Origin of the sequence: Acutalibacter sp. JLR.KK004 (genome assembly GCF_036941085.1) — a bacterium.
Taxonomy (GTDB): domain Bacteria; phylum Bacillota; class Clostridia; order Oscillospirales; family Acutalibacteraceae; genus Acutalibacter.
Genome location: NZ_JAYMNQ010000002.1, coordinates 1 through 23,738 on the forward strand (window position 1 = coordinate 1; position 23,738 = coordinate 23,738).

At 57.3% G+C, this 23,738-nt stretch carries 21 protein-coding genes; 5 read left to right on the top strand and 16 right to left on the bottom strand.

The annotated features are described in order from the left end of the window. The coding region (locus VSQ30_RS14345) for a hypothetical protein (protein ID WP_334464909.1) at positions 1-359 on the top strand (359 nt) is incomplete at its 5' end. A gap of 698 nt (positions 360-1,057) precedes the next feature. On the opposite strand, the gene spoVAC is transcribed toward VSQ30_RS14345, so the two are convergent. The 5 genes from spoVAC to VSQ30_RS14370 all read right to left on the bottom strand — a co-directional run bounded on the left by spoVAC (position 1,058) and on the right by VSQ30_RS14370 (position 7,596). Further along, positions 1,058-1,507: a stage V sporulation protein AC gene (spoVAC, locus tag VSQ30_RS14350; protein ID WP_334464910.1), complete on the bottom strand. Its 450-nt coding sequence runs from the start codon at positions 1,505-1,507 to the stop codon at positions 1,058-1,060. 465 nt (positions 1,508-1,972) lie between these two features. Further along, the gene (locus VSQ30_RS14355) at positions 1,973-2,446 is read right to left on the bottom strand and encodes a VOC family protein (protein ID WP_334464912.1); all 474 of its coding nucleotides are present in this window, start codon (positions 2,444-2,446) and stop codon (positions 1,973-1,975) included. Between the two features lie 3 nt (positions 2,447-2,449). Further along, entirely contained in the window at positions 2,450-3,817 is a 1,368-nt protein-coding gene (locus VSQ30_RS14360) for a UDP-N-acetylmuramoyl-tripeptide--D-alanyl-D-alanine ligase (RefSeq protein ID WP_334464913.1), read from the bottom strand. A gap of 73 nt (positions 3,818-3,890) precedes the next feature. Continuing rightward, positions 3,891-5,693, bottom strand: coding sequence for a translation elongation factor 4 (lepA, locus tag VSQ30_RS14365; RefSeq protein ID WP_334464915.1), 1,803 nt, complete (start codon positions 5,691-5,693; stop codon positions 3,891-3,893). A gap of 238 nt (positions 5,694-5,931) precedes the next feature. Then, complete coding sequence (locus tag VSQ30_RS14370) at positions 5,932-7,596, bottom strand: D-alanyl-D-alanine carboxypeptidase family protein (RefSeq protein ID WP_334464917.1); 1,665 nt, start codon at positions 7,594-7,596, stop codon at positions 5,932-5,934. A 249-nt stretch (positions 7,597-7,845) separates the two neighbouring features. Between VSQ30_RS14370 and VSQ30_RS14375 the strand changes: the two genes are divergently transcribed. The 3 genes from VSQ30_RS14375 (at position 7,846) to VSQ30_RS14385 (ending at position 12,536) form a co-directional block, all read left to right on the top strand. Continuing rightward, complete coding sequence (locus VSQ30_RS14375; protein WP_334464918.1) at positions 7,846-8,967, top strand: exonuclease SbcCD subunit D; 1,122 nt, start codon at positions 7,846-7,848, stop codon at positions 8,965-8,967. Beyond that, entirely contained in the window at positions 8,964-11,684 is a 2,721-nt protein-coding gene (locus tag VSQ30_RS14380; protein ID WP_334464920.1) for an SbcC/MukB-like Walker B domain-containing protein, read from the top strand. The genes VSQ30_RS14375 and VSQ30_RS14380 overlap by 4 nt, the downstream gene beginning before the upstream one ends. Before the next feature lie 204 nt (positions 11,685-11,888). Beyond that, positions 11,889-12,536, top strand: coding sequence for a DUF1751 domain-containing protein (locus VSQ30_RS14385; protein ID WP_334464922.1), 648 nt, complete (start codon positions 11,889-11,891; stop codon positions 12,534-12,536). Positions 12,537-12,688: 152 nt separating this feature from the next. Here VSQ30_RS14385 and VSQ30_RS14390 read toward each other — a convergent pair whose 3' ends face one another. From VSQ30_RS14390 to spoIIP, 7 genes are all read right to left on the bottom strand, one after another. Beyond that, on the bottom strand, positions 12,689-13,555 hold the full coding sequence (locus VSQ30_RS14390) for a C39 family peptidase (protein ID WP_334464923.1): 867 nt from the start codon (positions 13,553-13,555) through the stop codon (positions 12,689-12,691). Positions 13,556-13,804: 249 nt separating this feature from the next. Further along, positions 13,805-14,665: a hypothetical protein gene (locus tag VSQ30_RS14395; RefSeq protein WP_334464924.1), complete on the bottom strand. Its 861-nt coding sequence runs from the start codon at positions 14,663-14,665 to the stop codon at positions 13,805-13,807. Then, complete coding sequence (locus VSQ30_RS14400) at positions 14,662-15,249, bottom strand: histidine phosphatase family protein (RefSeq protein WP_334464925.1); 588 nt, start codon at positions 15,247-15,249, stop codon at positions 14,662-14,664. The genes VSQ30_RS14395 and VSQ30_RS14400 overlap by 4 nt, the downstream gene beginning before the upstream one ends. Before the next feature lie 81 nt (positions 15,250-15,330). Further along, positions 15,331-16,569, bottom strand: coding sequence for a murein hydrolase activator EnvC family protein (locus tag VSQ30_RS14405; protein WP_334464926.1), 1,239 nt, complete (start codon positions 16,567-16,569; stop codon positions 15,331-15,333). Between the two features lie 289 nt (positions 16,570-16,858). After that, positions 16,859-17,173, bottom strand: coding sequence for a hypothetical protein (locus VSQ30_RS14410; RefSeq protein WP_334464928.1), 315 nt, complete (start codon positions 17,171-17,173; stop codon positions 16,859-16,861). Between the two features lie 34 nt (positions 17,174-17,207). Continuing rightward, positions 17,208-17,498 (bottom strand): hypothetical protein, encoded by a 291-nt coding sequence (locus VSQ30_RS14415; protein ID WP_334464930.1) that lies wholly within the window; start codon positions 17,496-17,498, stop codon positions 17,208-17,210. A 76-nt stretch (positions 17,499-17,574) separates the two neighbouring features. Then, a complete protein-coding gene (gene spoIIP, locus VSQ30_RS14420; RefSeq protein WP_334464931.1) occupies positions 17,575-18,651 on the bottom strand; it encodes a stage II sporulation protein P in 1,077 nt (358 codons plus the stop codon). Between the two features lie 539 nt (positions 18,652-19,190). Between spoIIP and VSQ30_RS14425 the strand changes: the two genes are divergently transcribed. Then, on the top strand, positions 19,191-20,534 hold the full coding sequence (locus VSQ30_RS14425) for a citrate/2-methylcitrate synthase (RefSeq protein ID WP_334464933.1): 1,344 nt from the start codon (positions 19,191-19,193) through the stop codon (positions 20,532-20,534). A gap of 130 nt (positions 20,535-20,664) precedes the next feature. Here the strand turns inward: VSQ30_RS14425 and VSQ30_RS14430 are convergent, their stop codons facing one another. From VSQ30_RS14430 to VSQ30_RS14445, 4 genes are all read right to left on the bottom strand, one after another. Further along, positions 20,665-21,708, bottom strand: coding sequence for a hypothetical protein (locus VSQ30_RS14430; protein WP_334464934.1), 1,044 nt, complete (start codon positions 21,706-21,708; stop codon positions 20,665-20,667). 137 nt (positions 21,709-21,845) lie between these two features. Beyond that, complete coding sequence (locus VSQ30_RS14435; protein ID WP_334464936.1) at positions 21,846-22,373, bottom strand: LURP-one-related/scramblase family protein; 528 nt, start codon at positions 22,371-22,373, stop codon at positions 21,846-21,848. Positions 22,374-22,410: 37 nt separating this feature from the next. Beyond that, a complete protein-coding gene (locus VSQ30_RS14440; protein WP_334464938.1) occupies positions 22,411-22,821 on the bottom strand; it encodes a hypothetical protein in 411 nt (136 codons plus the stop codon). A 258-nt stretch (positions 22,822-23,079) separates the two neighbouring features. After that, complete coding sequence (locus VSQ30_RS14445; protein ID WP_160641840.1) at positions 23,080-23,697, bottom strand: TetR/AcrR family transcriptional regulator; 618 nt, start codon at positions 23,695-23,697, stop codon at positions 23,080-23,082. Positions 23,698-23,738 lie beyond the last annotated feature (41 nt).

The window sequence follows — 23,738 nt, forward strand, 5'->3', positions numbered from 1 at the left end:
ATCTGAGCGAACAATTTGCGGCGTTTTTTAACTCGGAATTTTATGTTCTCCAGATGTGTGAACACGAGATCGTCCTGCTCCCCTTCAACACCACATGGGGCAACCTGCGCAAAGACGTATCCCTGGTCCTTCCCTATGGGGACATCCAGTCAGTGGGGCTGCGGGATGACCTGCTCAACACGGTTATCACCATCCGTACCCGGTCGGACACCATCCGCCTGACCACCCAGCAGGCGGAACTGAGCGACCTGCGGAGTTCCGGCATCTACGCCACCATATATGCCGGTTTCTTCAAAAACTGGCATAAGGAAAATCTGGATGGTACGCTGAAAGCGCTAACCGAATTAGGAAATAACTGAAACTGAATTGACGGTGAGAGCGCCGGTATGAATTGTGTAAGTATCGTAAAAGTGAATGGGGAAGTGAGGGCGGCTAATGACGGTAATCAATTTGAGGAAGTATTGCTACCCTAGCTACACCAGGGACGCCTTCATGGAGGTACCGGACAAAGCGGGTGAAAATCCGGGAAATTGAGATCGGCTATAACTTCATTGGTGCGTTTGATTTTGAGGAAGCGCGGGAGCAATCCCAAGCTGCCCAAGACAAAAATAATGCGGGGGGCGGCGCAGCTTGACGCTGCGCCGCCCTTCGCTTAAAATGTTTTCTTACGTCACCGCCCCGTTTGCCCACGCCTTTTTATGCCTTTAGGGAAGTACGGATTAAATCTGGTGTATATGTCGCGTCGGCAGGTTTTTTCGTCAGGGCGCATAAAGGATGGACAGACGGGCTGGCACCCATCCAGCAGGCTTTGTGTACCATGACGGAAAAATGGCAGCGGGATGTGTGCCAAGCCGTCCGGCGCGCTTTCTTCAGTGGTCCCCCTTAGAACCTGTATTCATAATCGAAATTGCCGGATGAACGAAAATTTGGAGAGACCATCAAGGCAAGTCTCCGCAACCATGCTGGTGCATGGCAAGAAAATTTAACATAGAATGGCTCCCAAAAACCGCTTATATGGTGGTTACAGGTTGTGAATACAGATTCTTAGCATAACTTTTCACATCCACATCCCCAAAAGGAACAGAATAACGCCAAACACCACGCTGGCCGTAATGCCGAACACCAGCACCGGGCCGGCTACTGTAAACAACTTCGCCCCCAGGCCGGTGATAAAGCCTTCTGCTTTAAACTCCATTGCCGGGGACACCATGGAATTGGCAAAGCCTGTAATGGGCACCAGCATCCCGGCCCCGGCGTGTTTTGCCAGGTTGTCATACCAGCCAAAGGCCGTCAGGGCGGCGGAGATCAAAATCAGGCTGATGGACACCACAGCCCTGGCGTCCTTTACCTCCAGCCCCATGCCCTGGTAGGCATTACACAGCCACTGGCCTATGGTGCAGATGAACCCTCCGGTTACAAAGGCCAGCAGGCAGTCCTTGAAAACCGGGGACGGGGGCGAAACCTCCTTCACCATCTGATCATATTGTTTTTTGCTCACTGTTTTCATGGCAGTCCTCTTCCTTTCTCGCCCATATCGCGAGCGCCTTATAGCCACCACACTTAAAAAGCGGTAAAAATTTTAGGGTGGCGGATAAGCGAGTTGTTCTGTTTTCCAAAGGAAAACAGAGAGCAGGATTGCGTGCTTCTTGCAAGCCTGCCACTACAAAATGATATTTTGCAGGTGCGTCAACTGTATATGCGCAGGAATAGTCTGTACTGCCAGTTCAAAAATATGCAGCGGGCCTTTGCGGGGTGCCCCATATTCGTTGGGAAAAACCGCATTTGGGTCTGGCATATGCATAACTATCTCCTCTTTTTGGTTTTTAGCATCCTCTCCTTTCTCCTTGCTGATACAATCGCAACCGCCCGTATCTCCCTCAGCTTTCCCACTGGGGCACAGGCCCCAAAGGCAGCCCTTTGCCTCCTGTGCCGTTCCTTTCGCTTCTGTTTTCCTTGTGCCGTTCAGTTGGCTTTACAGCATTTCATTAAACTCGATCCGTTCCTGGTTCGGCCCCAGGATGATGAAAAACCGCACGCCCTTTTCCCAAAAGGGCAGCTCCTCCATGCCGCGGCTTACAATCTCATATCCCTGCTCCCGGGCCTTATCATAGCATGCGTCTATATTCTTTACATCCAGGGCCAGATGGTCAATGGCCCCGGACTCCATGGCGGCCTGCTTGTTCTCATAGGCCTCCATGGTCAGGTTCCCCAGTCGCAGGAAAGCCACCCGCTCCTTTGCGGCCTCATTCACCGTCTCATACACGTTTTCAAACCCCAGCCCCTCATAAAAGGCGATGGTCTTATCCATGTCGTTTGTAGGCAGGCCCACATGCTGCAGGCCCGCGGCAAATTCACCCAGCTTCATAACAATCACCATGCGATGCAGAAAGCGCGCCAAAAGGACAGGCAGCCAGCCCCGCACTCCGCATCGTTCCTTTCTTTTCATTTTTTATTTGCCCTGCTGGCTTCCTCCACACAGGGCCTTCACAATCTCATCCGTATGCATCCCCCGGGAGCCTTTCACCAGCACCGCGTCCCCAGCGCCTAAAGCGCCCTTCAGGAAGCCCAGCGCCTCCCCGTTTGAAGGGAACCATCTGGCGCCGTCCCCAAAGCCCTGGGCGATGTCCTTTGCCAGCGGACCCACCGCTATCAGCTCATGGATGCCCTTCTCCCTGGCATATTGGCCCACTTCCAGGTGCGCCTGCCGGGAAACCTCCCCCAGTTCCAGCATATCCGCCAGCACAGCAAAGCGCCTGCCTTCGCAGGGCCTGGAGCACAGCACATCCAAGGCGCCGCGCATGGAATCGGGGCTGGCGTTATAGCTGTCGTCTATCACCGTCACGCCCCCTGCCTGGAGGATCTGCTGGCGCATGGCCGGCGGGGTGTAGTCTGCAATGGCCTGGGCGGCCGCCTCCCCTGCCATGCCCAGATGGCAGGCCACCGCCATGCAGGCCAGGGCGTTGCGCACATTGTGTACCCCCGGGGCCGGCACAAAGACCTCCTGCTCCCAGCCCTGGGGGGACAGGCAGGTAAAACGGGTGCCGCCGTTTTCCTCCCGGAGATCCTGGGCCTGCCAATAGCAGTCCTCCCCCAGGCCATAGGGTATCACCCGACAGGCGGCAGTGTCCTCTAACGCGGACAGCAGGTCGTCGTCGCCGTTTACGAAAAGCGCCCCGGTATAGGGAAGGTAGTCTGCAATGTGCATCTTTTCCTTTAAGATATTCTCCCGGGTTTTGCAAAACTCAATGTGGGACACCCCGATGTTGGTGATAACCGCGCAGGTGGGCCGCACCACCGGGGCAATGCGCCCCATCTCCCCGGGCATGCTCATGCCCATCTCCACCACTGCGGCGGTGTGCCGCGGCTCCAGCCCGCAGATGGTGATGGGCACGCCCACCTGGCTGTTCTGGCTGCCGGCGGTTTTCATCACGTCAAACCCTGCGCTGAGGGTCTGGGCCAGCATCTCCTTGGTGGTGGTTTTGCCCACGCTGCCGGTTATCCCCACAATGGGCAGGTCAAACTGGCTGCGGTAGCAGGCGGCATACCGCTGCAAAGCCCCCCGGCAGTCCTCCACCAGCACCACCGGGCCTCCGGGGAAGGGGATTTCATGATCTGTAAAGGCTGCCGCAGCGCCCTTTTCAAACACAGAGGCAATATATGTATGCCCATCTGTGCGTTCCCCCCGGATGGGCACAAACATGGCCCCCGGCCCTGCCTCCCGGCTGTCTGTGATAAAATGGGTGACTTCCCTCCCCCCATCGCCCCACAGGATTCTCCCTTCCACAGCCGCCGCAATTTCCTCCAGCTTTGTCCGCATATCAACCACCAGCCCGGCGCCAGGCAGTCCTGGCGCTCTTTCCTTTCTTCATAAAGTATTTCAAAAGCAGTTCTTACTCATCCAGCTTCAGCACAGACATGAATGCCTCCTGGGGCACCTCCACTGTGCCAAGCTGCCGCATCCGCTTCTTGCCCTCTTTCTGCTTTTCCAAAAGCTTCTTCTTCCGGGTGATGTCGCCGCCATAGCACTTTGCCAGCACATCCTTGCGCATGGCCTTCACCGTCTCCCGGGCAATAATCTTCCCGCCAATGCAGGCCTGGATAGGCACTTCGAAAAGCTGCCGGGGGATTTTCTCCTTCAGCTTTTCCGACATCTTCCTGGCCCGGGGATATGCCTTTTCCGCGTGGATGATAAAGGAAAGGGCATCCACCACCTCGCCGTTAAGCATAATGTCCAGCTTTACAAGCTCGGATTTCTGATAGCCCAAAAGCTCATAGTCAAAGGAGGCATAGCCCCGGGTGCGGGACTTCAGCGCGTCAAAAAAGTCGTAGATAATTTCATTTAAGGGCAGCTCATAGTGGATATCCACCCGGTCGGTGTCAATGTAGCGCATGTCCTTGAACACGCCCCGGCGCTCCTGGCACAGTTCCATAATATTGCCCACATAATCGGAGGGGGCATAGATGTGGGCGTTTGTAATAGGCTCCTGGGCCTCCTTGATAACGGCGGGGTCGGGGTAGTTGGTGGGGTTATCCACCCGGATGGTTTCCCCGTTTGTCTTGGTAATTTCATACACCACGCTGGGGGCGGTGGTGATGAGATCCAGGTTGTATTCCCGCTCCAGCCGCTCCTGGATAATCTCCATGTGCAAAAGCCCCAAAAACCCGCACCGGAACCCAAAGCCCAGGGCAATGGAGGTTTCCGGCTCAAAGGTGAGGGAGGCGTCGTTTAACTGCAGCTTTTCCAGGGCGTCCCGCAAATCTGTATAGTGGGCGCCGTCCGCCGGATAAATGCCGCAAAACACCATGGGCTGTACAGCCCTGTAGCCCGCCAAAGGCTCCGCCGCCGGGCGCCGCGCCAAAGTCACGGTGTCGCCCACCCGGGCGTGGCGCACATCCTTGATGGAGGCGGCAATATACCCCACTTCCCCGGCCTGCAGGCACTGGGTCGGCTCCAGGGAAGTGGCACGCAAAAAGCCGCATTCCACCACAGTGAACTCCCCGCCTGTTGCCATCATGCGGATGGAGTCCCCAGGCCGCAGCTCCCCGTCCATCACCCGGATATACACGATAACGCCCCGGTAAGAGTCATAATAGGAGTCGAAAATCAAAGCCCTGAGGGGGGCCGTCTCGTCCCCTTCCGGCGCGGGGATATCCGTGACAATCCGCTCCAAAACCTCTTCAACGTTCGCCCCGGTTTTGGCGGAAATCCGGGGCGCGTCCAAAGCCGGTATGCCGATAATGTCCTCAATCTCATGGCAGACCCGCTCAGGCTCCGCGCCGGGCAAATCGATCTTATTGACAACCGGCAGGATTTCCAGCCCCGCGTCCACTGCCAGATAGGTGTTTGCCAGGGTCTGGGCCTCAATCCCCTGGGAGGCGTCCACCACCAGCACAGCCCCCTCGCAGGCCGCCAAGGACCGGGACACCTCATAGTTAAAGTCCACGTGCCCCGGGGTGTCGATAAGGTTGAAGGTGTATTCCTCCCCGTCCTGAGCCTGATACCGGAGGGTCACCGCGTGGGCTTTGATGGTGATGCCCCGCTCCCGCTCCAAGTCCATATTGTCCAAAAGCTGGTTCTCCATTTCCCGCAGGGCTACCGCGCTGGTTTTTTCCAGAATCCGGTCTGCCAGGGTGCTTTTCCCATGGTCAATGTGGGCTACAATGCAAAAATTTCTGATTTTACTCCTGTCCATCTGTTTCTTCTCCGTCCTTCCCTTTAAGGCCGTGGAACTCCGTTCCACACCTTGGCCTAAGAAACTTTTTGAAAAAAGTTTCTTAGGAATCTTCAAAAACTTTCCTGTTTGTTTCGCTTCCAGTGTAAGCCGCCGGAAGCCACGCTGGGCACGCGACGGCTCACGTAAGCGCGGAATCCTGTTCCGCGGCGAAAAATTTCCTCTCATGCTCCCCGCGTCTCGGATGAAACGTCACGTTTCACATGTCGCGGAATTTGCGCACCCGGCGGAGCATCCGCTGCTTGCGGCGGTACATGACCATCAAAATAAAATATACAATGATAAGGGCCACAATAACCGCGATAATCACCACAAACCAGGGGGAGGAAAGCAGGGACTTCCCCTGCTCCCAGCTTGCCAGCAGGTCGCTGCGGGAAACAGACTCTGCCGCCACCAAAGGCACAGTAGCAATCACCTCATCGGCATAGCTTAAGGTGGCAGTGCCCACCTGCTCCCCCTTGCGCACCGGGGCCTGCACGCTTTCCGGCTTGTTCACCGTCACCACAATACTGCTGGCGTCCACGCTGTTGGGCAGCATGACGCTGGCGCTTTCCCCTGCCGCCAGCAGGAGCTGATCCTGCTGAAAGGCATACTCCAGGTTCACAGAACTGAGCACCTCTCCCGGGACAGCCACCGTCTTTTTCCCCAGGTTCTCCAAGGCCCAGCGGAACAGGGAGCGGGCGTCCAGCATTTCCCCATGAATCCCTTCCTCATAGCCTTCCATGTCCCCCAGGCATATCACCACATAGGTATACCCCAAAGCGGTGGCGGAAGCCGCCAGGCAGTATCCCGCCTGGTTGTGAGAGCCTGTTTTGATGCCTGTAGCAGACTTATAATAATACTCTATGCCGCTTTGCTCGTCCATATAATTCTGCAAAAGCTTATTGGTGCTGTGAAAGGTTTCCTCGCTCTCGTTCACGTTTGTGGCAGGCTTTACATAGGCAAAGGTGCCTGTAATGTCTGTAAAATTGGGCAATGTCATGGCATATTCCGCAATCCGCGCCAAATCCCGGGCTGTGGAATAGTGATCCGGGTTATACAGGCCATGGGGGTTTGTAAAATGGGTGTTCCGGCAGCCCAGCTCCTCCGCCTTCTTGTTCATAAGCTGCACAAAATAGCTGTCCGGCGTATAGCCTGCCGGATCCCCGGTGAATTCCTCTTCCCCGCCGTCCTCTGTGCCGCCGTCCTCCGGGGAGTCCCCGCCTTCCGCCAGCAGGGCCATTTCCGGTTCCCCCGCCGCTTCCCCCTGGGGCGCTGCCTGGGGATCGTCTGCCTGCGCCTGCCCGCTGCCAGGGGCGCTTTCCCCGCCCCCCTGGGCCGCCTGGGGATCCTCCGGCTTTCCCTCCTCTTTGGGCGCGATAAGCCCCTGGGCATGAAGGGAATCCACATATTCCGCCAGGGTTAAAGCCGCGTCATTGCCCGAAGGCACCATCATCAGGTATAAAAGCTGCAGGCCTGTCAGCTCTTCCCCCACCGCAATGCCCGCTAAGGAGCTGCCTGTGCCCTCCAGATCGTCCGCTACGCTTTGGGGCACAGTGATTACCGTGTTCTCAATGTCCGGAATCGTCTCATAGGCCACAATGTAGCTCATAATTTTCGTCAGGGAAGCCATGGAAAGCCTCTCGTCCGGATTCAGGGCATACACCACTGTGTCTGTGTCCAGGTTCAGCATGATAATGGATTTGCAGTGGGGGCCTTCCGGGTTCTGTTCGTCCTGATCCCACCCGAAGTCAAAGCCCTCCGCCTGGGCGGGAAGGGACAGGCAAACCGTCAGGCACGCTGCCAGAAACAGGGCTGAAAGAGAGCGGCAGGCCTTTTTTATGGGTATTCTGTATCGCATGGCGGTTTTCATAAAAAGCTTCATCCTTTCTTCCTTGTACCTAAAGGGCAGATATGTTACAATATATAGTATTGGCACAGTTTCCGCGGGCAGTTCCCTTTTGCGGCCAATGCGGTTCAAAAGGGGCGGAAGCCTCCTTTGAACCGGCGGCAGGGCCGCCTGCCTGAAAATCGGGGCACCCGGCTTTCAAGGGCGCTTACTTATAGTATACTATTTTGTGGGCAAAAAGAAAAGGCGGAATTTTTGAATAATTTTTGAAAAGGGGCGTCAACCTTGCGTATTTTTCACACTTCAGACTGGCACCTGGGCCGTATGCTCTATGGCAGAAGCCTGCTTTCCGACCAGCGCCACTTCCTGGAAAGCCTCCTGCTCCCCGCCATAGAGCGGGAAAAACCCGCGGCCCTGCTCATTGCCGGGGATATCTATGACAGGCAGGTGGCCCCCCCGGAGGCCATCGCCCTGTTTGACAGCACCCTTTCCCGGCTGGTGGAATGGGGAGTGAAAGCGCTCATCATCTCCGGGAACCACGACGGCGCCCAGCGCATGGCCCTTTTAAAGGGCGCTCTGCGGCACAGCGGCGTTTTCTTCGCCACGTCTTTAGAGGACATGCTCTCCCCGGTGCTGCTGGAAGAAGGAGGCCAGCGGGTACAGGTGTTCCTCCTGCCCTATTTTGACTGCCCCGCAGCCCGGGAGTTTTTAGGGGACGCCTCCCTGCGGGGGGAGGCCGCCTGCATGGAAAAGCTTTTAGAGCGGCTGTATCCCCTGTTCCTGCCGGAGGCGGCCCACGTGCTCATGGCCCACTGCTTCTGCGCCGGAGGCATGACAAGCGATTCGGAAAGCGGAACCTTTGTGGGCGGCAGCGGGCAGATCCCCCCTTCCCTTTTCTCCCGCTTCGATTACGTAGCCCTGGGCCACCTCCATGGCCCTCAAAAGGCGGGAGAAACGGCCCGGTATTCCGGCACGCCCTTAAAATATTCCATAGACGAGGCGGGCCAGAAAAAGGGATACCTGTCCCTTGCCTGGGACGGAAACTCCTTTTCAGCGGAGCACCGGGAGGCAAAGCCTTTGCGGGACGTGCGGAAAATCACCGGGCTTTTCAAGGATCTCCTGGCTTCCGGGGAGACGGCCCCCTGTGAGGATTATGTGGAACTGTGCCTTACAGACAAAGCCCCTGTGCTCCTGGCGGCAGAGCGCCTGCGCCCCTTTTATCCGAACCTTCTTTCCGTCCGGAACCAGTGGGCCTTGGAAGGGGCGGCGGGCAGGCGGGCCAAGGCCCTTTCAGGGGCGGATGAGGGGACGGTTTTCTCCGCCTTTTTCCAAGAGGTCTGCGGGGAGGAGCCGGAGCAGGAGGACATGGCCCTGTTCCGGGAGGTTTTACAGGAGGTGCGTTTATGAAGCCCATCCGTCTTTCCGCCCAGGCCTTCGGGCCGTATCTGGAGCAGGTGGAGATAGATTTTACAAAATTTGAGGAGACAGGGCTGTTCCTCATCGCCGGGCCTACCGGCGGGGGGAAAACCTCCCTGCTGGACGCGGTGTGCTTTGCCCTGTACTGCAAGGCAACCGGCGGCAAGCGGGACTTTTCCAGTATGCGCTGCATGAGCGCCCCCATGGATCTGCCCACCCAGGTGGAGTTCGACTTCTCTCTCGGGGGAAAAGCCTACCGCTTCAAACGCAGCCGCTTTTATAAAATCAACCGCCGCACCAAGGAGCCGCAAATCCAGGAGAGCCACGAGTGCTTCACCCTGGAAAACGGGAAGGCCCATCTGCTGGAAAGCGGCACGGAAACCGCTGTCCGCCGCCGGGCGGAAAGCCTTCTGCACCTTTCCTGCGAGCAGTTTTCCCAGGTGGCCGTCCTGCCCCAGGGGGAGTTCCTGCGGCTTTTGCGGGCAGGCTCCCAGGAGAAAGGGGAAATCCTGCGCACCCTGTTTTCCGCTGAAATCTGGAAATCCCTCCGGGACGCCTTTGCCCAGCGCAGCAAGGCCCTGGAGGAGGAAAGCCGCCGCCTGTCCGACCTGCAGGCAGGCCTTTTAAGCCAGGCCCACGCGGACACCCCCGCCGCCCTGGAAAAAGCCATAAAAGAGCGGGAGCAGGGAATCCAAACCTTAAGCCGGGAAGGGGAAAAAACCGCGAAGGAGCTGGAGGAAACCCAGGCCCTTTTGCAGGCCCGGGAGAACCACGCCCGTCTGGAGCAGGCCCTTGCCCAGGCGGAAAAGGAGTGGAAGTCTGCCTGCCTGCGCCGGGAGGCTTTGGAAAAGTCCGCCCCTCAAACTGCGGAAAAACGGGCACAGGCACAGGCCGCCCAGAAGCAGGCCCTTGTTGCCGCCCAGGAGGAAGCTCGGCTGGAGGGGCAGCTTCTGGAGGCAAAACGGGCAGAGGGAATCCGGAAAAAGGCAGAAGAAACCAGGCTCGCCCAGCAAGCGCGGCAAAAGGAAGCAGAGGCTTTTGCTGGGAAGCTCCAGGAAGCCCAGGCCCGCATGGAAAAGGGCCTTGCCTGCGAAGCACAATACCGGGCCGGGGCAGAGCGCCTGCCCGCCCTGGTGGAGGAGCGGGCCAGGCTTGAAAAGGCCCTCTCCTCCCTGGAGGAACTGGAAAAGCGGCAGAAAGCCCTGAAAAAGGCAGAGCAGGCCCGCCTGAACGGGGAAAAAGCAGCCGGGGAAGCAGAAGCCGCCCTTTCGGCCCTTGCCGCCCGCCTGGAGGAGCAGGAGGCCCTGCGCAGGCAGAACGCTGCTTTAGAGCTTGCCCAGGGCCTGGAGGAGGGGGCGCCCTGCCCGGTGTGCGGATCTGTCAACCACCCCGCCCCGGCAAAAGGCAGCGGGCAGGTTTTGAACGAAAGGGAGCTGGAAAGCCTGCGCGCCGCCGAAAAGAAAGTCCGCGCCGCGGCCCAGGAGGCCCTGGGGAGCCTGCGGGCGGCGGAAAAGGCTCTGGAGGAAGCGGAAAGCGCCTGGAAAGAGCAATCCGCCCTGTGCAAGGGCCTGCCCTCCCAGGCAGAAGCCGCCCGACAGGCGGAGGAGACAGCCGTCCGGGAGCAGGAGGCCCGCCGGGGCGCAAAGCTTCTGGCTCCGGCCCGGGCAAGGCTGGAGGAACTGCGGAAAGAGCGGGAACAGCTTTCAAGCGGCGGCGCCCAAGCCCGGGAGGCTGTCTCGGCCCTGGGGGCGCAGGCGGCGGAGCTGGAGCGCCAGGCAGCGGAAAGCGCCGGGAAGCCCAGCGCGGCAGATTTGTCAAAGCAGGCGGCAGAAAAGCGGCAGGCCCGGAAAAGCCTGGAGGAAACAGCCGCCTCCCTTTTAAAGCAGGCAGAGGAGGAAGCAGCCGCCTTTGCCCGGGCCGGGGAAGCCGCTGCCCTTACGAAAGCCGCTTTGGAGAAGGCAAAGGAAAGCCTTGCCGCCTTCCCCGCCCCCTGGGAGGAGCCGCCGGTTCTGGAAAGCCTCCGTCAGCAGGCGGAAGCCCTCCGGGCAAAAAGCCTGGAATCTGCCAAAGCCCTGGCCAGAGAAGGGGCGGAGCTGAAAGCGGAGCGGGAGCGGCTTTCCCAGCTTGCGGAGCTGCAGGAAAAGCTTGGGGATTTGGAAGCGGTTTACAGCCGGGTGGCAAAGCTTTCCCGGCTCCTTTCCGGGAACAACCCCAGGAAGCTGCCTGTCTTGCAGTATGTCCTCAGCGTCACCCTGGATCAGGTGCTGGTCAGCGCCAACCATTTCTTCGCCGTCCTCAGCCGGGGCCGCTATGCCCTGCGGCTGATGGAAGGGCCTAAAGGGGGCAACGCCTATGCCGGGCTGGATTTAGAGGTGCTGGACGGCGCCTCCATGCTGCCCCGATCCATTGAAACCCTTTCCGGCGGCGAGCAGTTTCTGGCCTCCCTGTCCCTGGCCTTTGGCCTTTCCGACGTAATCCAGAGCCACGCCGGGGCAGTGGAGCTGGAATCCATCTTCATCGACGAGGGCTTCGGCTCCCTGGACGCGGAAACCCTGGACACTGCCATGAAGGCCCTTTCCATGCTCCGCTCCAGCGGCAGGCTTATCGGGGTTATCTCCCACGTTTCCGAGCTGCAAACCCGCATCCCCAGCCGCATTCAAATAACCCGGGACAGCGGGGGCTTCTCCCATGCCCAGGTGCGGCTGTGAAATTTTTGGCCATCCCTGCAAATCCGTAAGAATTTGTCGGAAAAATGAAATTGACAGGGCGGGAAAAACTTGCTATCCTTAACATACAGAGGAAAAACCGCAGGGCCTTGGCCCCGCGAAAAATACAAAGAAAGGAGCGGTACAGGCGCGAAAGGCTGTTTTCCCGCTTTTCGGCGCATGTTTTGTATCGCAGGGCGATTTTATATGCATTGGATGGACAAATTGGAAAGGAAGCTGGGCAGGTACGCTGTCCCCCACATGATGTATGTCGTCACCGGTATTATGCTGGCGGTTTTCGCCGCCAATCTGGTGCTGGGGGGCATTGTGTCCCCCATGCTCTTCTTCCACCGGGGGCTTATCCTCCAGGGGCAGGTCTGGCGGATTATCACCTTCATTTTCCTGCCTCCCAGCACTTCGGTTCTGTGGATTGCCTTCAGCCTGTATTTCTACTGCCTTATGGGCAATGCCCTGGAAAGCGCCTGGGGAACCTTCCGCTTTAACCTGTTCTATCTCTGCGGCGTTGCCGGCTCCATTTTGGCAGGCTTTATCACAGGCACCGGGGTCAACCATTTCCTGAATATGTCCCTGTTTTTCGCTTATGCCGCTGTCTATCCGGAAAACCAGATTATGCTCTTTTTCTTCCTGCCCATCAAAGTGAAATGGCTGGCCGCCGCAAACGCCCTCTATTTCCTCTATATGTTTGTTGTAGGCGGCTGGACTGCCCGCGCAGCCATCCTGTTCTCCCTTTTAAATATCTGGCTCTTTTTCGGGGGCGACCTGTTCCGCCACATCCGCCAGCAGGCGGGATACTGGAAAACCCGCCGGCAGTTCCGCAAAAACAACAGGTTCTAAAGCGTGCGTTCCCCTGCCCCATGGGCGGGGGAACATTTTGTTTCACGCCATAGGCTATAGCAAACGCACTTGAAAATCGGTACAGCCCGATTTTCAAGCATACGCGGCTATGCCGCTGGTTCAAAAGAGAAAGCAGTTTCTTTTGAACTGCGTTAACTATAAATGGCCAGGGCCTGCCTGCCCAAAGCCTCATACGCCTGTTCCGTCTCCCGCTTGCCGTAGGCCACGGCCTTGCCTGCCATAGGATCGTTAAAATAATAGCTGGACTCATCCTCCCCCACCAGCAGCAGGCAGTGCAGGGGGTATATCCACTGGAACTCCTCCCCGGTACCCTCTATGGTAAAAACAATGCCCGGCACAGGCGTTTCCATATCAATGGTGGCCCACACCAGCACAGGCACGCCTTGGCGCAGGCATCTTTGGCACAGTTCCGGCAAAGGCGTGTCCGTCAGGTTTATGATTGAGAGGGACGAAACGTCCCTCTCGCGGAGGATATCCTCCGCGGCTTTTTCCACCACTGGCGCATAGCAGCCCCATCCCTCTTCGCTATAAGGATTTCCCGGGAAAGCTTCCCTGGGATCGCACCCTATATAGCCTCCAGCCCCGTCCGGGTGGGGCGCCGCGCCTCTGGGAATGGCTTCCAGCACTTCTTCCGGGGTCACGTCTACCCCGGCATATTGCAGGGCCATGGTGGCTGTCACTCCCTCGCAGCCAGTGGGGAACCTGCCCCGCTGGTCAATAAAAGGCACGTCCAGCAGGACAGATTCCTCCTGCACTGGGGCTGTATACTGCTCCATGGCCCGCCCGGTTTTTCCTAGCTCCCGCCACAGCGAAAAGCCCAGCACGCCCCACAGGCCGCACAGGGTCAGGCACAGGAACACCGTCCGCCCCAGCTTCTGCTTTTTCCGCCTGGCTCCTTTCCGTTTCCTGACCATCCCTACGCCCCGGGCCTGCGCAAAGCGGGCGGAAAAACCGCCTTCCCCCACTCTATGCCTGTTTCTTGCCGCCGCGTTTTTCATACCAGTCTCCATATGATGCAGGATTTGCAGAAAAAAAGCCAAATATCAGCCTTTTGTGCCCTGCATCGTTCCTTTCTCTGTTTTTTCATACTAACAGCCGCCTCTGTCTATACAGATTAGACGGAGGCGGCTTCCTTTTGGTAACAGGGATAGTATAAAAATCACAAAAAAGGACAGAGATGGCAATTCGTTTACAAAGCAGCGTTTTTTACCTCCTCAACACCCTTCATTTTTTATTCATATTCCAACCTACACGGGGAACAAATCAATAAGCTTCCATCCCAAAGCCAGGCTCACAAGGTTTGCCAGGAGGCTGTACAGGGCGGTAACCCACCGCTTTTTCTCCTTGATAAACACGCAGAGCAAAAGCAGCTCTCCCAGGAAAACCACAGGCTCCACAAAGAGCAGCAGTACGGCAAGCCCATTATAAGGGCCTGCACCCTGGCCCATGAGTATGGCATTTAAAAAAGCCTGGGACAGCAGGTTTGTCACAAAAAAGGTTATCCAGCTATTCTTTTCCCGGTAGCCGAACCAGCAGAACACCAGCCCTTCCAGCAGCAGGGTCGCCCCCACCCGCAGGGCGATTTTCAGGAGAATCCACCAAAAGGGCCGTTCCCCCGGCAGCAGGGCGCCCTTTTCCAGATCCAGCGTTTGCAATCGGGCGTAAGGGGCATAGTGATCGGTTGGCGGGTTCGCAAGGGGCACTTCCAGGCTCACCCCTTCCCCCCGGGCCAGAAGGGAAACCTCCACCTCCGGCCCCATGTGGTACCAGTTTTCCAGCACCCAGGGGGTGAGGGTGTCGTACCACCGGTAATACCTGGCCCCAGGCCGCTTCACCAGTTCCAATTCTTCCTCCCGCAGGGTTTTTCCATCTGTAACCCGCACAGCCATTTTCAAATCTGCCGGCCCGCCCCGCACCAGGATGGTTAAACTGGGCAGCTCCGCGGAATTGGCTAAGGCCCCTACAGGCAGAACCAACATGAACAGCCCTGCCAAAAGGCCCGCCCACAGCTTTTTGAACTGCCTTGAAACACAACAGAACCCCTGCAAAAAGCGGAAGAAATGCCGCCTTTTATGCCTGGTTCCACTTTTTCCTTCCGGTTTTTTCACACTGGCTTCCTCCCCATTTCCTCCGGCAGTTCATTATAGGAGAGAATTTGCCAGCCTTCCCCTTCCCGCCGCAATACACTGACACAGGTGTTTTTCAGCACGGTTTTCCCTGTGCCGATGGCATGCCCTGAAAGCAGTGCCAGCAGAGCGTTTATCCATGCGCCATGGGACACCAGCAAGGCCCGTCCCTCCTCTCCAGCGGCATCCGCGCAGCGGTTCAGCGCCGACAGCGCCCGCTGGGCCAAGGACTTCCAAGGCTCCATCCCGTCCGGCCGGCCTGTGGCGGCCAAGGCCTCCCGCTGCGGCAGAGTGAGGCCGGAAAGGACGCCGTAATCCCGTTCTAGCAAGCCAGCCTCCTCTGTTACGGGGCATGCCTGGAACTGGGCAATTTTCTCTGCCGTTTCCCGTGCCCGGGACAGAGGGCTTGTAAATATCCCCTGGAACCGTGTTTTCTCCAGCGCCCTGCCGCAAGCTAGGGCTTGGGCGCGGCCTTTTTCATTTAAAGGGATATCCTCCTGCCCCTGCAAACGGCCCTGCTTGTTCCAGTCTGTCTCGCCGTGGCGCACCACATACACCTCTGTCATCCCCAACCCCACTCCTTCAAAGTTTATATATCCATACACAAAAAGACGCCCGGCAAAGGGCGCCTTTCGCTTTCTAAAATTTTACAGAAATGCCATGGGATCCACCCGGGTGCCGTTCTGATACACCTCAAAGTGCAGGTGCGGCCCGGTTACGTTGCCTGTGGCGCCCTCATAGCCCACAATCTGCCCGGCAGAGACTGTCTGCCCCTTGCTCACCGCCACGCTGCTCAGATGGGCATAGCGGGTGGTGTAGGTGCCGTTGTGGTAAATGAGCACGTAATAGCCCCAAGACATGCCCCAGGAATCGTAGTTGTTGGCTTCAATCACGGTGCCGGACTCCGCCGCCACCACAGCCGTGCCGTAAGGCCCGGCGATATCCAGGCCCTTGTGGCCGGGGTAGCCGTTATAGCCTGCGGATATGTAGGACACGCCGGGCAGGGGCCAGATGGGGTTGAATCCTTCCACCCCGCCGCCTCCGGTGGGATAGCTGACGCTGCCGCCACTGACGCTGCCGCCGTTATTATTGTTGCCAGCCGCGGCGGCTGCCTCCTGCAGGCGTTTCTGCTCTTCCTCATATTTGCGCTGGGCCTCTATCAGAGCGGCGATTTCCGCCTCGTTGGCGTCCAGCTCTTCCTGGTTGCGCTGGAGGGTGTTCTGGGTGGCCGCCTGCGCCCCCTGCAGATCCGCAATGGCCTGGGCGTTTTCCTCATACAGCCCATCCAGCTCCTCCTGCTTCTGCTCCAGCTCTTTTTTCAGCTCCGCCACCTTGGCCTTTTTTTCCTCGCACTCCGTGCGCTCGCCCTCTGTGGCTTCCATATACGCGGTGATTTTATCCACCAGTTCTTTATCCCGGCGGCTCATGGCGCTTATCAGTTCAGACCGGGCCGTGAAATCGCTGAGGCTGGTGGAATCCAGCAAAATCTGCAGGGTGCTTACAGAGCCTGCCTGATACAGGGCCACCACCCTGTCCCGGAAGGCCTGGATGGTATCCCCCATCTCCTCCTCAGACTTGTCCAGCTTCATGGTAAGCTCTTTGATGCTCAGGTTTAGATCGTCAATATCCTGTATGGCGGCATCAATCTGCCCCTCCACCACGTCAATCTGCTTTTGCAGGGTCTGCTGGTATTCCTGCTTCTGGGCCTCGTCGTCCCGAAGCTGCTCCAGTTGGGCCTGCAGGCTGTCCCGCTCTGCTTGCAGCTCTGTCTGGGCCGCCTCAATCTCCGCAATGGTGCGGGCCGCAGCGTTCAGGGGCACTACGGCAGCCATGCACAGGGCCAGCAGTCCGGCGCACAGGCGCTTTTGAAACTTGCGTCTCATCATGTATCGACTTCCTTTCTGCGGGCAGGAACGAAAATGCCTTCAAAAACGCGTTTTTGCAGGCTTTCTGCCCTATTGCAGGTTTGAAACCAGCAATAGTTACATGTTTGTAACCATAGTATACCCCTTTTTCCAGAAGATATTTTTCTAAAAAGGAATTATCCTGTAAATAAACTTTGAAATTGGGATATCCCTAGGGGTTTCCTACCAGATATGGTTGTTTTTGGTAAAACCTCCGGCATTTTTCTGGGGTTTTCCCCGCCATCCTGTCAGATTTACCGGAAAAAGGAAGTCAGCGCCTGACCACACTGCGGCGGTAGCGGCGGTGGGGCGGTGGGGTGTAGGGGGATTTTGGCAGTTTCTGGGGCCTTTTGGGGGCGCAGGCAATGGGTACCAGCCTGCGGGGCTTCTTGGGCCGGGAGGCAAGCCTGACTGCCAGGACTACCCCTAAAAAGCCCAGCCCCACCAGCCCCCAGCCCCATATGCCCACCAGCCTGGGCCAGAGGGCGTCTCCGTGGAGGGGGGCGGCGTTCAGGCCCAATGCCCATAAAAGCCCGAAGGCAATGGCCACCATGGCTACCCACAGCCGGGGAAACAGGCTTTTCATGGGGCCGCCTCCTTTCCGGCAGGCCTGCTTGGCCCTATTTGTGGGGCAGGCAGCCGAAATCGCACAGAAAATCTATGGCCTCCTTGATTTTTGTTGCGTCCCAGCTCTCTTCCACCCCAAAGGCCTTTAGCCGGAGCTGGGGCGGGTTTGACTGCCTGTCCAGGGAAACAGGGGGCGTGCTGTCCCCAAAGCTCAGCTTGCGCCCCTGATAGTCCACCACCACCAACCCTGCCAATGTCACAAACACAAAAAGCCCTATCCCCATCCCAAACCAGAAGGCGCGCCGTTCCTCCCGCCTGTTCCTGACTGCTTTTCTTTTTCCCACACGCCAGCCCGCCTTTCGTTTTTCTTTATCGTTCCCTGGGCTGCGCCTTCTATTCCCGGCATTTTTTGCCAGCTTTTCATTGTCCCGGCAGCAGGGTTTCCCCCAGGATTTCCCCCAGAAGGCTGCCGGTGTACCGGGCCTCGCTGACAGTGCTCACCTCTGTGCCCACCTCAATGAGCAGGGAGCCTTTCGTGGCGTTCATGTTATACTTGCTGTTGGAAAAATTTAAGGGCCGGGCCAGTTCCGGGTAGAGCCGGGCGGCGGTCTGCTGCACCCGCAGGGCTAAGCGGAGGTTATCCCGCCAGTCGGGGAAGTCCCCCCAGCCGCCGTCGGCGTCGCAGCCGGCCAGCACCATGAACTGGGCGGCTTTCCTGCCGTTTATCTCTGCGGTGGGCTTGTATTTAACGCCCTCCTGGGTGGTCATGGAATCCCGGTGCAGGTCGATGGTCACCTGGATGGTGGGGTATTGGGAAAGGTTTTTCTGCAGGACTTCCCAGGAACGGGCATAGGAACCGTTGAAAAGGGTATCGTTCACCGAGGTATCATGCACCACCCCGATGCCCCTGGCCTCCAGGGCCTTTTTCAGCTCCTCTCCCACTGCCACCACGCTCATGTCCTGGTTCTGGGTGCGGTTTTCCATATCTGTATAGTAAAAGCCCTGGTGGCTTTTCACATAGGCTTCCGAGGTGTGGGTGTGGTACAGCAGCACCTCCACGCTGCCGTCCCCCTTTAAGTGTACCGCCGGATCCTCCAAAAGCTCCGCCGCCAGGTCTGTGCCAGACTCTGTGGTGTCCTTTACAAAGAAATTATCCACCTGCTGCCCGCCTTCTATGTGGATTTCCTCCACCTTCCCGGTATTCCGCCCCGGCTCCGGGGTGGCGCTTGCGCCGGGAAGCAGGTCGCTGTGGAAGGGCACCACGCCGTCGTCCGGCAGGAAAGGCTCCGGCTCGTCTGACAGGGTGGCATCCTGCTGCTGGGGGGCTTCCGACGGCGGGGAAGAGGCAGGGGCCGCCTGCATCCCTGCCGCAAAGAGCAGGGCATCCCCTCCCTGCTCTTTGGCCCACTGCTGCACATATCCCGCCGCGCACCACAGGCACACAGCGGCAGAAGCCACCACCATCAGGTTTTTTAAAAATTTCCACAGCCTATGCATACGCTCACCCTGCGCTTGCCGCGCAGCCCTTTCTAAAAAATCTAGTATTCCCGTAAAGAAAACCAGCCTTCGGCGGTTTAGGGGCTTTGAGTCTCGCCTCCCGGCTCGGTCAGTTGCTGGACGCGCCCCACCGGGGCGCAGCAGCCCCTAAAAACCCTGAAGCAACGCTAACGTACAGCGTTTGCGTTTGCCCACACTTTGAAGAAGGCGGTGCATTCCTTACATGAATGCAACAAACTTTTGTGTTTCTCCATTTCTTAACACTCTCTTTCGGCATCCCCGAAGAATATACCCTCCGTAAAACCGCCGCATGGTACGGGATAGGCCCCCAAAAGAAGAAAGCATCCGCCTTTTGCGCCTGGTACCGTTTATTCCTCCATATTCTTCCGCACGCCCCGCCACAAAAAGTTTACAAAAAACCCCTTGTGAAGCTGGCGGCGCTTTAGTATAATAAATCTTGAAATACTTTATGTGAAAAGGCATAAATTAAGGAAAACACCAGTACACCACTCGGACAAAACCACGAAAGGAGAGATCGAATGTCTATTTATTCGGAAATCAAACAGGAAGTGCGGGAACTTTCCAAGCTGTGCGTGGAAAACAGCCGGATAGACCCGGAACTGTATCAGAAGTATGACGTGAAACGCGGCCTGCGCGACTTAAACGGCAAAGGCGTGCTTACAGGCCTTACAAACATTTCGGAAATTGTGGCAAGCAAAACTGTGGACGGCAAAAGCATCCCCTGCGAGGGGAAGCTGTATTACCGGGGGTACGACGTGGAGGAGCTAATCCGCAGCCAGCCCAAGGAGGAGCATTTCGGCTATGAACGCATTGCTTACCTGCTGCTTTTCGGGAACCTGCCCCAAGAGGAGGACTTCAAAAAGTTCTGCGGCCTTTTGTCCTTTTACCGCACCCTGCCCACCAGCTTTGTACGGGACATCATTATGAAGGCCCCCAGCAGCGACATGATGAACACCTTAGCCCGCAGCGTGCTCACCCTATATTCTTATGACGAAACAGCGGAAGATATTTCTGTGGAGAACGTTTTGCGCCAGTGCATGCAGCTTATCGCCCTGTTCCCCCTGCTGTCTGTATATGGCTATCAGGCCTACCGCCATTATCACGACGGCCAGAGCCTGTTCATCCACCAGCCCGACCCCGCGCTTTCCACAGCGGAAAACATCCTGCGCATCCTGCGGCCCGACTGCCAGTATACCGCCCTGGAAGCCAAGGTGCTGGACATTGCCCTTATCCTCCACGCGGATCATGGCGGCGGCAACAACTCCACCTTTACCACCCACGTGGTCACCTCCTCCGGCACAGACACCTACTCTGCCATTGCCGCTGCCTTAGGCTCCCTGAAAGGTCCCCGCCATGGCGGCGCCAATATTAAGGTGGTGCAGATGTTTGAGGATATCAAATCGCATGTGCGGGACTGGGGGGACGATGAGGAGATTACAGCCTACCTCCAGAAGCTGCTGCACAAGGAAGCTTTTGACCGCTCCGGCCTTATTTACGGCATGGGCCACGCGGTATATTCCATGTCCGACCCCCGGGCCAAAACCATGGCCGCCTTTGTGGAGGGGCTTTCGGCGGAAAAGGGCCGCACAGAGGAATATAAGCTTTACACCAGCGTGGAGCGCTTGGCAGTGGAGCTGATTGCCAAAGAGCGCAAGATCTACAAAGGCGTGTCGGCAAACGTGGACTTTTACAGTGGCTTTATTTACAGTATGCTGGACTTGCCCATGGAGCTTTACACCCCCATTTTCGCCATCTCCCGCATTGCCGGCTGGAGCGCCCACCGCATTGAGGAGCTGATTGGCGGCGGCAAGATTATCCGCCCGGCTTACATGGCGGTGCAGCCCCGCCGCCCGCTGCCGTAAAAAAGAGCGCCCGGGCACTCCATATAAGGCTTGGAAGAACCTGTCCTTCCGCCTGCCTGTTTCTAAAAAGCCCAGGGCCGGGATTTCCCGGCCCTGGGTTTTTTACTATATAGCCAAAGCGTATTTTCTTTTAACGGATAGTCAGGGCCATGGGATATCCATCCGGCGTTTCGTCCCGGTATGACACCTCCACGTATACGCCCAGGCCAGAAGCCAGAACCTCTGTGCCGTCTGTTTTGATGATTTGCACTTCCCTGCCGTCATCTGTGGAGAGGAGAAGAGAAGATTTCGTTTCGTCCAAAATAGTTCCATAGATTTTTTTCAGGTCAAAGTCCTCTTCCCCCTTGTCCTGCGCCTTTGCAACCAGCAGGATTTTTGTGGCGGTCATGCCGTCGGAAAGGTTCCCCTTGTGGAACACCCGGATGGTGTCCCCCGCTGCAATATCGCCTACCACCACAGTGGAATCGTCTTTCAGGATGGAATAGGTGAAGCCCTCATAGTCCAGCAGGATGGAATTCATGGTGTCATCCACACAAGGCCCGTCCACATAACGGATGGCTTCCTGGCCCGCAGGGGCAGGCTCTGTCCCCGCTGAAGGGGCGGGATCGGGTTCCGGGGTGGCGGCAGGGCCTGGCGCAGCCGCGGCCTGGGACTCACCCTCGCTGCTTATCATGATGCTCTGGGCTACCGCGTTCTCCTCTGACAGGGATCCGGTATAGAGCACCTCCACATGATCCCCAATGGTGATGCCATGGCCGGAGTGGACAACGGTTTCATCATTTTTCAGGATGGTATAGGTTTTGCCGTCTCCAGCGGTGATGGACAGGGAGGAATTGGAAGCGTCCGCCACCTCCCCGTAAATCACTTCCACAGCTACGGGGGGATGCTCCGCAGCCTTCAGCAGCTTCACCTCCTCCGCGTGTACGCCTTCCTCATACTCCCCCTTGGAAATGACCTCCAAGGTATCCCCCAGGGCCTCCGCCTTGCTGTCCAGTTTTGTTTCGCCATCAATGGAATAGCGGTAAACTGTGCCGTCGGAAGCTGTGATGGACAGGGAGAATTTCTCCAGCTTTGTTAGAACGCCGCTTTTTGCCAGCGTCTTTTCCTTGCAGGCCCCCAGGGACAGGGCCAGTGCCAGGGCGCACAGCGCCAAAATCATACCTGTTTTCTTCATTGTAATCACCTTTGGGATGCCGGGCGGGAAAAGCCCTCTCCGCGCCCGGCGCCTCTCCTTTCTTTCACTATTAAAATCAGACAAGCTGCAAGCCGCGTTTTTGCCTTGTCCCAGATACCTATGCCACGCTGGCTTCCTCACTGTCCGCTTCCCGGGGCAGATATGTTTCCGGATGGCTCTGCCAGAACCCGCTGGCGATCCTCCACAATCCGCTCCAGGGCCACCAGCACTGCCATGATACTGTCCAACTGGCTTTCGTCTTCCACTTCCAGCTCGTAGGTATTGTGCAGGGACATCCACTTCCTGTGGGCCTGGGCCAATATGCGGCCCTCACTGTCCATCAGCTTGTAATTGTGCTGGACTAAATCCCCCGACAGATACCACCCCAGGGCATCTATATCCAGCACGTCCTTTGTCAAGTGCAGCAGCTCGGTGCGTATGTCCACAATAGAGCCGTCTGCCATTTCAATCCGGTGGGTGTCGCGCAGGGACATGGGGTTTGCGGTGATGACAGCAACCTCATCGCCATTTTCCCGGGTAAGGAAGGTGGTGCCATGGAGGGACACAACCTTGCTGTGGACACGGTACAGAACCTGGCCTTCGCTGCCGGTTATTTCCATTTTCCTGTGTGCGCTTGCAATTTTCGACTTAATCCGCAGTTTCACGCGGCCTTCCCCCTTTGCTCAAACGGTGTATGCATAGTTACCGCCTGCGCTTTACGCTCATGGCGGAAACCAGGAACAGCACAGGCACGATGGCGCTGGCTATGGCGGTGCCTATCCGGTCTGCTGTCACGCTGCCAAACAGCAGCAGTACTGCTGACGCCACAGCGGACAAAAGGCCTACCCAGCCCAGGATAACCGCCAGGGCCAGCAGGCCCCGGTTCCCGCCTGCGCCCTGGAAACCGCAGAAGCCGCAGCCCAGGTTGAACAGTCCGGAGATAAGGCCCAGTATGGCAGACGCTTTTACGGTGACAACGGCCTGCATCTGGAGGCCGTTCTCTGCGCCGCCTTCCATAAGCCCACCCATGGCCAGGCCCCCAACAGCCACAATGACAGCCAGGATTCCAATGATGATCTCCAGGACGGACAGCCCTTTCAGCATCTTTTTCACGTGCAAAAACTCCTTTCTTCCAGTGGATTCTATGATAATCCCGTTTTCCCGGGAAATATCACCATGTCCTCCCCCAAAACGGGGAACACTGCTTCTTGTTACAGGCTCTTTTGCCTGCCTCTCACTGTTAGTAAACGTTTATTTACTAACAAGCCTAAAGAAAACGCCTTCAACGGCGCAAACGAGACAGACAAAGCAGGATATAAATAAACATTCATTTTCATAAAGGCAGAAACGAACCCCCTATCCGATTCGTTTCTACTTTTTCAGCTTTCCTCTTTTCTGCTTCCTGGGCATTAAGTATCCGCTTAAGCCTACTGACAAAAACTGGAACACCGTGTCCTCTGTTTCTTCGTCATTGGGAAGCTGCCCTTCCACCACATATTTGGCATACATCACAGTGGTGGTGAGCACATGGAGCCACAGCAGGTTCTGGTTGATTTCCGTAAGCGAAGGGAACAGCCTGCGGAAAAGCCGCACCATATCGCCAAAGGCGTCAAAATAGCTGGTTTCCTGGGTGCTGTAAAATTCCGGGAAAGCGGCGCTGTCCCGGAAGCGGTGGTAGAAAACCGTTTCATCAGGACGGGCCACCCAGAACCGGAAATAGGGCAGCCACAGGCTTTTTACCGCGCCCAGGGGGTCGGCAAGCATGTTAAGGGGGTTCAGCTTAAGCTTGTCAAAAATGGCGGCGGCCTGCTTGTCCACATAGGTGAAGCACTCTGCCATCAACTGCTCTTTGCTGTCAAAGTATCGGTACAGCGCCCCGGGGGAAAGCTCTGCCAGTTCGCTGATATTCTGTATCCGCACCCCTTCCAGGCCATACTGCCGTACTGCTTTCATTGCCGCTGAAAGGATGCGGGTTCTGGTGTCGTCCAATCGTCACCCCTTCTTTCAAATAAACAACCGTTCACTGGTAA